The organism is Streptomyces sp. NPDC022910 (assembly GCF_055561075.1).
This window is the reverse complement of sequence record NZ_JBVHHL010000111.1, coordinates 1-10293: the sequence shown is the minus strand read 5'-3', so window position 1 is coordinate 10293 and position 10293 is coordinate 1. Positions and strand designations below refer to the sequence as shown.

The window sequence follows — 10293 nt, the reverse complement described above, 5'->3', positions numbered from 1 at the left end:
AGTTCGAACGGACCATCACCGAAGCACGCAAGAAGAGCGACCAGAGGTGCCAGGCCGCATAGGAGAGGTCTCTACGAAACCAGGGGATTGACAGCCGCGAGGCGATCGTGGTCCGCTTCGTCACCGCCGACTGCCGCGCCTGCCCCGCCCAGAACCTGTGCACCGCCTCCCGTCGCGGCACCCGCATGCTCACCCTGTACCCCGAACAACTGCACACCGCGCTCGCCGAAGCCCGCGCCCAGAACAAGACCAAAACCTGGCGCTATAAGTACGGGATGCTGACCGGCGCGGCTCGTACGAGCACACGTCGTTCACGTTCCTCGGATACACGTTCCGTCCGAGGCCGGCCAAGAACCGGTACGGGAAGCACTTCGTGAACTTCCTGCCCGCGGTCAGCAAGGAGGCGATCAAGGCGATGGGCAAGGAGATCCGTTCCTGGCGTATCGCCTGCCGCAGTGACATGTCCCTCAACGACCTTGCGCGCGATGTACAACAGCGTCGTGCAGGGCTGGGTCAACTATTACGGGCGCTTCTACAAGTCCATGTTGTATCCCCTCCTCCGGCGTATCAACGAGTACCTGGTGCGCTGGGCTTGCCGGAAGTACAAACGACTCCATCGCCGGGAGAAGAAGGCGCGGGAACTGCTGGCGGGTACTGCCCGCCGCTATCCGAACCTCTTCGCCCACTGGCGATTCGGTCTCAAGCCTGACGGCTGGGCGATGGGAGCCGTGTGAGCCGAGAGGCTCCCGCACGGTTCTGCGAGCGGCGGCGGGTGAGATTCCCGCCGCCGACTCACCTGGTGGCGATGTGCCACAGCCGTGAGCAGGCCGAGGAGGTCAAGCAGCGGCTCGCCGCCTGGCTGGAACCCAGAGGGCTCGCCTTCAACGAGGACAAGACGCGCATCGTGCGCCTCACCGAGGGCTTCTGCTTCCTGGGCTTCCACGTCCGGCTGTATCGCAACCGGAAACTGCTGATCAAACCCAGCAAGGCGTCCATCAAGCGGATTCGGAAACGGCTCGCCACCGAGATGTGGGACCTGCGCGGGTCCAATGCCGAGGCGGTGATCAGGACCCTCAACCCGATCGTCCGGGGCTGGTCCGCCTACTTCCGGATCGGGGTGTCCAGCAGGGCCTTCAGCTCGCTGGACTTCTATATGTGGCAGCTCGCCTACAAGTGGGCCAAGCACGAACACGCGAACAAGCCGAAGGACTGGATCGTGCACCGCTACTGCGGAGCGTTCAACCCCCGCCGGGGTGACCGGTGGGTCTTCGGAGACCGCGGCAGCGGACGGTTCCTGACCAAGTTCGCATGGACGAAGATCGTCCGGCACCAGCTCGTCAAGTTCGGGGCGTCTCCGGATGACCCGGCACTGACTGAGTACTGGGCCCGGCGGCGCCGCAACGACGTGATCCCGCCGATCGACAAGGCCGACTGGCACCTGCTCAACCGCCAGAACGGCTACTGTCCGCTCTGCGGGGCACCTCTGCTGCACGCCGACCACCCGCCGTCCAGCCCCATCGAGTGGGAGCAGTGGCTGCGGGCAACCCGCAAAGCGATCAGCCGCAAGGCGATCGTCATCACCGGGCCGGGCACACCGGACGCCCCACCCGCCCAACTCCTGCACGCCCACTGCCGACAACGGCTTGTCACCGCCACCGGCAAAAGGGCCCAGGCTTCTGCCCGCCCGTGAGACATAGGGCCTGCTTGAGCCGTGTGCGGGGCCAACCCGCCCGCACGGTTCTCAGGGGGCGGCGGCGCGGCAACGCGCCGCCGCTACCCGACAGGCTCTCGACATCACCGGCCTACGCCGGGCCCGCTACCGCGGACTGCCCAAGGTTCGCCTCCAGCACGCCTTCTCCACGACCGCGATCAACATCATCCGCCTCGACGCCTACTGGACCACCCCCCAGCCCGGCCACCCCCGCACCAGCCGCCTCACCAGGCTCAGCTACCAACTCACGGCCTGACCCCGAATAGCGCAGCAGAGTCAATGGCACGCTCAAGTTCAAGGAACTGCTGGCCCGCTGCCCGGAACTGGACGGTGTCGCGGACAGCGTGCGTACCTTCGCCGAAATGATGACCGAGCACCGGGGACAAGATCTCGCCGACTGGCTCGAACGGGCCGAGGCGACCGGCTTCCCCTCCCTGTCCAGCCTGGCCCGCGGCCTCCGCCAGGACTTCGAGGCCGTCACCGCCGGCCTCATCTTGGAGTGGAACTCGGGTCGCGTCGAGGGAAACGTGAATCGCATCAAACGGATCAAACGGGACGGATATGGTCGCGCTGGCTTCGACCTCCTCCGCCTGCAGATCCTCCACGCAGACTGAACGTCGTGACGCCCAGTCACAACTCCACAGAGAGTGGATCAGAACCGTTCCTACTGTCCCTTGACATCCGGTGGTGTGAGAGGAGGGCCGGGCGACCCGGCCCTCCTACTCGATTGACCGGGTCCATCATGCCCGCGTTCACTCGGTGAGCTGCTGCACGTTCGCAGAACGTGGAGAGGGAACCGTGCGGTTGGGTGACTATTCGATGCCGGAGGCGAGTTGCTGCACCTGGTAGGTGTGCGTCATGGTTCGCCCGGTCGCTGGGTCCGACATCTCCACGGTCCACGCGGCGGCGTACACCGGCTCGTGGGTCAGCATCGGGATCGTCCCGGAGATCACCACCGTTCCGGCCTTTCGTTCGCCTCGCGACTCCAGCAGGTCCAGCCAGTACTTCGGCGGCAGTAGTTCGCCGAGCGTGCCGTCCTGGCACAGCACCTTCTCGCCGGTCTCGGTCACCACCTCGCAGCGCAGTCGCAGGTCGTCCCACCGGTCCGCGACGTCGGTGAACCGCCAGGCCGTGGGGCTGAAGAAGTCGGGGTAGGACTGCTTGGAGCGGGGCACGCTGTGCGTTTCCAACGCTCGGTCGGTGTGGTCGCACACCACCGTGACCAGGATGTCCGACTCGTCCTCGCCGGTGAGGACCAGCCCGTACTCGACTTCGCCGGAGGTGTGGGCGTGCTGCACCTGCACGTGGCCGACCTGGCTGGCCAGGTGATCCGACACCGGGTAGAGGGTGGGCGTCACGCGGGGCGCGGGCACACCGATGCGGCCGAGTTCCTCGACGTGCTTGCGGACATCCGCCTGGTTGCGGCCGGAGTATCCGCCGTTGAGCAGGGTGCGTACGGGAGCTTCGACGACGTGGCCGTCGGGCAGTGTGAAGTGGAGGGTAGACAAGGGGGGCCTTTCCGGGCGTTAGGGGAGAGTGCGGTCTTGGGGCGCGTGGGTTCAGTTCGAGGTGCCGGCACCCGCGTGTGCGGGGACGGGTTCGGTGAGCTGCACCGTGTAGCGGGCGTCGTCGAGGAACGGGAAGGCGGCTTTGGCCTGGGTGACTTCGGCCAGGTCGACGACGGCCTCGATGGTGTCTTCGCCCGGCCCGGCCTCGGCCAGCACCTCACCGAGCGGCGAGACGATCGCCGAGTGCCCGGCGAGTGTGCTGCCGGCGTCGTCGCCCGCCGCGTTGCAGGCGATGACGAATGCCTGGTTCTCCACCGCGCGGGCGCGCAGCAGGATCCGCCACTGCTCGAGCCGCGCCATCGGCCAGGCCGAGGCCACGGTGAACAACGACGTTCCGCGCAGGGCAAGGTCACGGAAAAGTTCGGGGAACCGCAGGTCGTAGCAGGTTGCCGCGGCTACCGTGCCCCATGATGTCGTGACAGCCTCCGCCGCGGGGCCCGGCGTGAGCAGGGTGGCCTCGGCGGAGTCGAGGCCGAACAGGTGCATCTTGCGATAGACGAGCCGTACCGCACCGGACGGGTCGATCAGGAAGCCGGTGTTGTAGAGGTCTCCGCTTGGGGCACGCTCGACGAAGCTGCCGCCGTAGGCCCATACGCCGGCCTGCCGTGCCGCGGAGGCGATCGCTTGCATGGTCGGACCGCCGAGCGGTTCGGCACTCTCGGCGTACTCGTCGAAGTGGAAGAAGCCCACCGGCCACAGCTCAGGCAGCACGACCATGGTCGGCAGGCCCGGCCCGGGCGAGTGGTCGTCACCGCCGGTGGCTGCATGGGCGGCACCCGATCCGGCGGACTGTACGGCGGCGACCGCTGCCTCGGTGCGGGCTTGACGAGCGGCGTCACGCCCGTCCAGCTGGGCACAGACCACGCGAAGCCGACCGGGGATTGCGGCGCCGTCCCCCTCGCCCGGGTCGTTCGCGCGCGTTGGGGAGTTGCCGGGTCGGGAGAGGGCGGCAAGGGAATGGTAAGCGGCGGAGTCAGTCATGTTCGAGCGACCGGTTCCTTAGGTGTGCGGAGCGGGCGGTGGTGTCGAGATGGTTGCGGATCGCGGTCTGCAGACGTTCGGCATCGCCGGCGGCGACTGCCTCGGCGATCGCGGTGTGCTCGGCCAGCACGGCCGAGGTGCGGTCGGCGTTGGTGAACACGGCGGCGATTCCCATCCGCTGCTGCCGGTCCCGCAACGAGTCATACATGTCGAGCAGCACGCTGCTGCCGGCAGCGGCCACGAGTGCGCGGTGGAACCCGCGGTCGAGGCCGATGAACTCGGTCACGTCTTGAACGGCGGAAGACTCGTGCTGACGCCTCAACAGCTCTGACATGCGTGCGGCGACCGCCGCCCCGTTGCCGGACTGCAGGGCGATGCGTGCGGTCCATTGCTCCAGCATGAGCCGAGCCTCGATCACCTCCTGGATCTCGCGCGGGCTGATGGGAATGATCAACGCGCCCTTGCGAGGAATCAGTTCGATGAGGTGCTCGCTGGCGAGTTGGCGAAAGGCCTCGCGGACCGGCGTCCGGCTGACTCCTACCGCGGCTGCTACGTCCCCTTCGTTGAGGAAGGTCCCGGGTGGAAACTCCAGCAGCAGGACCCGCTCGCGCACCCACGCGTACGCCTTCTCCTTGGCCGGTTTCGTCTTTGTCGGCCGGTCAGTTCGGGGCATGGGGTCGCCACCGGGCGGCGTGGAGGGCGTCGGGTCAGTACGCCCGTACGACAGCGACGCATGCTGATGGTTCGACACCTTTGCTCCGTTTCGTCAAAAGGACCGGTGGAAACCGGTGGCATCCCACTTTGTTACGAGCCTGACATCTGCGTACCGGAAGCTCTCCCTCGACCACATTGCATACGTCGTGTATACACAGACTATACCTGTCCGCCCAGCCGGTTGAGCAGGGGTATCCCAGCGCCGTGATCGGCAGTGAAAGGTTCCCTAAGCACTCTCCCGTGCCGACTGTGCGGACCCTGACGTCCGCCAAGGGCGGCGCGTGAACGAGGACTCTGCGTCCAAAGAGGAGATATTGGTGGAACCCGCCATCGAAGCAGCAAAGGCTCCCAGCAGCTCAGCGGAGACAACCCCGGCTGCCGGAGCATCGAAGTTCCGCAGGATCCAGCCGCAGCTGGGCGGGATCTTTCTCATGGCCATGGCAGCAGCCGGGCCTGCGTTCATCACTCAGACGGCGACGTTCACCGCTGCCTACGGAGCTTCCTTTGCTGCGGCCATCGTCCTGTCTCTGATCGTCGACCTCGGCATCCAGCTGAACGTCTGGCGGGTCATCGGGTTGTCCGGAATGTACGCACAGGACCTCGCCAACAAGGTCCTGTCCGGATCCGGTTACGTGCTCACCACGCTGATCGCCGTCGGCGGGGTGACGTTCAACATGGGCAACCTCGCCGGCGCCGGCCTCGGCCTCAACGAGTTGTTCGGCCTCAACGCACGCCTCGGCGTGGCGATCAGCGCCTGCATCGCGATCGCCATCTTCCTGGCCAAAGCGATGAATAGGGCAGTGGACCGTGCCGTCCTGGTGTTCGGAGCAGTGAAGATAGCGCTCATCATCTGTCTCGCAGTAGCAGCCGCTCCGCCCGTGGGCGAGGCCTTGGCGCGCACGGTCACCCCGCACCACCTTCCCTTCCTGCCGATTCTCACCATCATCGGCGGCACGGTCGGGGGCTACATCACCTATGCCGGTGCACACCGACTGCTGGAAGCCGGCACCGTCGGCCAGGGTCACCTGAAGACGATCAGCCGCGGCTCCATCACCGGTCTCGCCATCGCGGGCACGCTCCGGATCGTCCTGTTCCTGGGCATCCTCGGCACGGTCACCGCCGGAGCCAAGCTCTCCGCCACCGACCCGGCAGGCTCGGCCTTCCAAGCCCTGTTCGGCGACACCGGCGAGCGGGTGTTCGGCGTGGTCCTGTGGGTGGCGTCCATGTCCAGCGTGCTTGCCGCCGCCTACACCACGATGAGCTTCATCAAGACTCTGGCCAAGCCGGTCGAGCGGCACTACAACCGGTCGGTCATCGCCTTCATCGGCTTCACCGCGATCCTGTTCCTGCTCCTCGGCCAGACCCCGAAGTCGATGCTGGTCTTCGCCGGCGCGTTCAACGGTCTGGTCCTTCCGATCGGCCTCGCGGTCGTGTTGTGGGTCGCCCTACGACGCCGTGACCTTATCGGAGGCTACCGCTACCCGCTCGCCCTCGCGTGCTTCGGGATCGCGGTCTGGTTGTTCACCGCCTACGCCGGTGTCAATTCCCTCTCGTCGCTGGGCTCTATCTTCCACTGACACTACGTAGTGTGACCACACCGGCATGCTTGGTGATGTGGGGGCGACCTTCGTCTGATCCTGCACTCCATCACAGGGGCAGCATGATCAGTACGAAGGCCGTATCGATACGTCTGGTATATCGGCGTCCCGCGGCATGCGTCTGCGGAAGTGTCTGGTTTCCGGAGGGACTTGTACGCGTGTCCGACCGCCCGGGTCGATCGCGCTATTCAAGCTGTGCGACGTGGTGCTGTGCTGTGCTGTGCTGTGCACGGACGGGGGCCGGTCCCCACGCTGGTCGATCCGCGAGGGGCGCGGGCGCCACTGTCTGGCGATAGGGTTCCGTCCGCCGCACGCGCGTTCGTGTTCCGATCAGCCTGGTCCTGGCTCCGACGCGCGGCGCGTTCCGGTCTCCGTGCGCGGCCGGGGGCGTCGGTGGAGCAAGCCGAACCGGTCCCACTGGGTCTCGGCCGCTTCGATGGAGCGCCGGGTGCGCTCTGTGTCGACGGTGGCGAGCTCGGCGACGACGGCCTGGACGAGCGCGGTGAGGGAGGGGATGCTCAGGTATGAGGATCCCCCGTATCGTGAAGGGAGGGACTTAAGGGGAGTCAGTTGCCTGAAAAGCGGCGTCAGTACGATGCGGAGTTCCGCGCGGGGGCGGTGAGGATCGTCCAGGAGACGGGCAAGCCGATGGCTCAGGTGGCCCGTGACCTGGGCGTGAACGAGGGCACATTGGTCAACTGGGTGACGCGGGCACGGCGGGCGGCCGATGCGACCGCCATCGGCAAGCTTTCGGAGCCGGAGCGTGAGGAGTTGCGCCGACTGCGGGAAGAGAATGCCCGGTTGCGCAAGGACAACGCCGAGCTCGGGATGGAGCGTGAAGTCCTCAAGCGATCCGTGGTCCTCTGGGTGAAGGAGTCGATGAAGTGAGCGTGGCGGGCTTCATCGGCGACCAGCGGACCGAGCACGGCGTCCCGCACGCGGTGACCTGCCGGGCCTTGGAAGTGTCCGAGTCCTGGTTCTACAAGTGGCGGCGCCGACCCCAGGAGCCGACGAAACGCGGGGTCAGGCGGACTGTGCTGGCCGAACGGATCAAGGTGCTGTTCGAGAAGTCGAAGCGGACCTACGGCTCGCCGAGGATCACGCTGGACCCTGTGGGCCGAGGGCTGGCAGGTCAGCAAGAACACGGTGGCGCAGATCACGGCCGAACTCGCGAGTGTCCGAGGGGCGAGTTGACCACTAACGATACGGTCGATATAGCGCAAGTACGACTCGAGCTGCAGGATCCACCGGGTGGCCCGACGCCCGTGGCCTCCGCCACCGCGCAGCTCGCCCATGCGGCGATCGGCGCCGGCGACACCGAAGAGGACTTGGCCGCCCTGATACTCGATTAGGCGCGTAGCTCAGCCATCACGCTGGATCCGGAGGACGTGAGAGCGGACGACGACCTCACCGGCCAGTCATGGCACCTGGCCAAGGCACCGTGTGAGCCCCGCACGGTTCCGGAAAGCCCACCGAGGCCCCAGCCCCTGACCCGGCAGGTGGAACTTAATGATCGATCTCCGAGTGGCGCCCATGTCCGGGCCGGGCGATTCTGGTGCTGATGGCCCCGGTGGTGAACAAGGACGCGCCCACCGCAACGGGGAAACCCACGGTAGCCCTCCCCTTCCTCCGTACGCGAGGAGAAACAGCCGGCCGCTGCCGTGGGTTCTGGCCCGTACACGACTCTCCCGGCATTGGGCGTGACCGCCGGTCCCCTGCCACGGTAGGAGAACGATGCGTGGAAAACTGACAGGCAGGAAGGCCTTGGTCACCGGTGGCGCACGAGGGATCGGCGCGGCAGTGGCCCGCAGGCTCGCCGCTGACGGGGCGGACGTTGCGATCAACTACCGAAGCAGCAGCGCCGCGGCTGAAGCGCTCGCCGCCGAGATCATCGCCGATGGCCGCCGCGCAGCCGCCATCAAGGCGGACGTCAGCGATCCGGACCAGATCCAGCGAATGACAGATCAGGCCGCCGACGCTCTTGGCGGACTCGACATCCTGGTCAGCAACGCCGGAATCGAGCACTTCGGCGAACTGGAGACCGTCACACCCGCCGACTTCGACCGTGTCTTCGCCATCAACACACGAGGCCAGTTCTTCGCCGTGCAGAACGCGGCACGCCATATGAGCGAAGGCGGACGGATCGTCCTGACATCATCGGCCAGTGCCCACAAAGCGGTCTTTTACCACGCCCTTTATGCGTCGAGTAAGGCCGCCGTCGAATCCATCGCACTCAACCTCAGCCCTGAACTCGGCCGACGCGGCATCACCATCAACGCCATCGCGCCCGGCGGAACCGTCACCGACATGTCCGGCCGCGCAGGTTCCAACTACGTCCATCCCGACGTTGACGCCGATTTCAACACCGTCATCCGCACTGCCAGTGCGCTCGGGAGGATGGCCCAGCCCGTTGAAATCGCCGCAGTCATCTCGTTCCCGGTGTCCGACGACGCCTCGTTCATCACCGGCCGGACCATCGCGGCCGACGGCGGCTGGTTCTGACCCTGCCCGATCTTGGTGGTTAATCCCAACTGTCATGCACCGAGACGGAGTTGGCGTCTGGCGAGGTGGCTATGATTGGTGCGGTCGAGGGGGTGGCCGTTCCAAGTCCTGTCGGAAATGACCAGCGGTGCAGGATGCTCGCTGAGCGCGCGGTGTGAGACGCGAGGTGCACCGGCAGACGGCGGACCCTCGAGGTTGGTCAGGCATTGGGAATGCCCATGCTGTCGAAGCGCTGCATCAGCGAGGGTTTGCCCCGGTGTGCGGCTCGCAGTTCGCCGACTCGGCGGTCGAAGTCGGCGGTGCACCCGGTGCGGGTCTGAACGTCGCGGAGGTCCCGCAGGAGTGCGATGGCGGCGTCGTAGGCGGCGGCCTTCTTCTGGGCGATCAGGTCACCGATGTCACGCCACGCCTTGCCGGTGTTCCGCGCAAGCCGGTCCAAATGCGCCTCACGGGCCTCGGCAGCGGCGCGCTCCCGGGCCTGCTCGGCTGCGGCTCGGGCCGCCTTCTCGCGTTGCCGGCGCTCGGTGCGGTGACGGTAGGCGGCGTCCAGTAGCTGGGCGGCGGTGCGCCGCTTGGCTCCGGCACGGGGGCCGGGGGCGGTGGTGGCGCGATAGCGGGCCAGGAGTCGGTGGCTCGGCAGAGGAGCGGTGCCGAGCGCTGCCTCGAGCAGCAGAGAATCCTTCTCGGCGGCCGGGAGCGCAGCGATGAAGGCCGCCAGAGCTGCACGGTCCACGGCGTCCGCAGTGGCCGACTCGCTGCTCTCGGCAGCGGCTGTCAGCAGGTCCGCATCGACGCACAGGAAATCAGCGAGGGCCCGCTGGGGGCCGGTGAGCGAGGCCAGACCCGCGGGGACGGGCGGCTCGACTTCGAGGGCGTATTCCTCCTCGTCATCCTCAGCCAGTTCCCAGGCGGTGAGCCCGGCGAGCCAGGCCACGTAAAGCGGCCGCAGGTCGCCAGCTGCGAGCTCGGCGCGCAGCCCCACGAACGTCGAGAGTGCGTAGAACGTTTCGAAGTCCCACTCCTCGCCGTCCTCCGAGGACAGGGAGAAGTCGAGCAGTATGTGCCCGGAGCGGGTCCAGATGCTCAGCGACTCCTCCATGGGGGTGTGTCAACTTAACGGCTGGTCTTGGTTGTTGAGGTGTCAGTTGTTGCTCGGGGTCAGGCGGCCCTCGAAGGCGATCTGGAACGCGTTCAGGGGTGCCTTCCAGCGCATGGTCCA

At 66.8% G+C, this 10293-nt stretch carries 13 protein-coding genes; 8 read left to right on the top strand and 5 right to left on the bottom strand.

Annotation, left to right across the window (positions count from 1 at the left end; all coding sequences use genetic code 11):
- The coding region (locus ACZ3TS_RS41615; RefSeq protein ID WP_467628066.1) for a hypothetical protein at positions 1–187 on the bottom strand (187 nt) is incomplete at its 3' end.
- Between ACZ3TS_RS41615 and ACZ3TS_RS41610 the strand changes: the two genes are divergently transcribed.
- The 4 genes from ACZ3TS_RS41610 (at position 108) to ACZ3TS_RS41595 (ending at position 2325) form a co-directional block, all read left to right on the top strand.
- Positions 108–377 carry a transposase gene (locus ACZ3TS_RS41610; RefSeq protein WP_467628064.1) on the top strand — a complete coding sequence of 90 codons (270 nt, stop codon included), beginning with the start codon at positions 108–110 and terminating at the stop codon, positions 375–377. The two genes, ACZ3TS_RS41615 and ACZ3TS_RS41610, sit on opposite strands and share 80 nt — an antisense overlap.
- A 108-nt stretch (positions 378–485) precedes the next feature.
- Entirely contained in the window at positions 486–734 is a 249-nt protein-coding gene (locus ACZ3TS_RS41605; RefSeq protein ID WP_467628061.1) for a group II intron maturase-specific domain-containing protein, read from the top strand.
- Between the two features lie 71 nt (positions 735–805).
- Positions 806–1690 (top strand): group II intron maturase-specific domain-containing protein, encoded by an 885-nt coding sequence (locus ACZ3TS_RS41600; RefSeq protein ID WP_467628059.1) that lies wholly within the window; start codon positions 806–808, stop codon positions 1688–1690.
- Positions 1691–2073: 383 nt separating this feature from the next.
- Positions 2074–2325, top strand: a complete 252-nt coding sequence (locus ACZ3TS_RS41595; protein WP_467628057.1) for a transposase — start codon at positions 2074–2076, stop codon at positions 2323–2325.
- Between the two features lie 198 nt (positions 2326–2523).
- On the opposite strand, the gene ACZ3TS_RS41590 is transcribed toward ACZ3TS_RS41595, so the two are convergent.
- From ACZ3TS_RS41590 to ACZ3TS_RS41580, 3 genes are read right to left on the bottom strand one after another with little or no spacing between them, the layout of a single operon-like run.
- Positions 2524–3219, bottom strand: coding sequence for a DUF2848 domain-containing protein (locus tag ACZ3TS_RS41590; RefSeq protein WP_467628054.1), 696 nt, complete (start codon positions 3217–3219; stop codon positions 2524–2526).
- A 51-nt stretch (positions 3220–3270) separates the two neighbouring features.
- Complete coding sequence (locus tag ACZ3TS_RS41585; RefSeq protein ID WP_467628052.1) at positions 3271–4260, bottom strand: carbon-nitrogen family hydrolase; 990 nt, start codon at positions 4258–4260, stop codon at positions 3271–3273.
- A complete protein-coding gene (locus tag ACZ3TS_RS41580; RefSeq protein WP_467628049.1) occupies positions 4253–4933 on the bottom strand; it encodes a GntR family transcriptional regulator in 681 nt (226 codons plus the stop codon). Before ACZ3TS_RS41580 ends, ACZ3TS_RS41585 begins: the two co-directional genes overlap by 8 nt.
- Positions 4934–5405: 472 nt before the next feature.
- Here ACZ3TS_RS41580 and ACZ3TS_RS41575 point away from each other — a divergent pair, with 472 nt between their 5' ends.
- From ACZ3TS_RS41575 to ACZ3TS_RS41560, 4 genes are all read left to right on the top strand, one after another.
- Positions 5406–6551 carry an NRAMP family divalent metal transporter gene (locus ACZ3TS_RS41575; RefSeq protein ID WP_467628047.1) on the top strand — a complete coding sequence of 382 codons (1146 nt, stop codon included), beginning with the start codon at positions 5406–5408 and terminating at the stop codon, positions 6549–6551.
- Positions 6552–7142: 591 nt separating this feature from the next.
- Positions 7143–7460: a transposase gene (locus tag ACZ3TS_RS41570; RefSeq protein WP_467628044.1), complete on the top strand. Its 318-nt coding sequence runs from the start codon at positions 7143–7145 to the stop codon at positions 7458–7460.
- The gene (locus tag ACZ3TS_RS41565; RefSeq protein WP_467628042.1) at positions 7457–7924 is read left to right on the top strand and encodes a hypothetical protein; all 468 of its coding nucleotides are present in this window, start codon (positions 7457–7459) and stop codon (positions 7922–7924) included. The genes ACZ3TS_RS41570 and ACZ3TS_RS41565 overlap by 4 nt, the downstream gene beginning before the upstream one ends.
- Positions 7925–8306: 382 nt before the next feature.
- The gene (locus tag ACZ3TS_RS41560; RefSeq protein WP_467628040.1) at positions 8307–9074 is read left to right on the top strand and encodes an SDR family NAD(P)-dependent oxidoreductase; all 768 of its coding nucleotides are present in this window, start codon (positions 8307–8309) and stop codon (positions 9072–9074) included.
- Between the two features lie 199 nt (positions 9075–9273).
- Here the strand turns inward: ACZ3TS_RS41560 and ACZ3TS_RS41555 are convergent, their stop codons facing one another.
- A complete protein-coding gene (locus ACZ3TS_RS41555; RefSeq protein ID WP_467628037.1) occupies positions 9274–10173 on the bottom strand; it encodes a hypothetical protein in 900 nt (299 codons plus the stop codon).
- Positions 10174–10293: the final 120 nt, after the last annotated feature.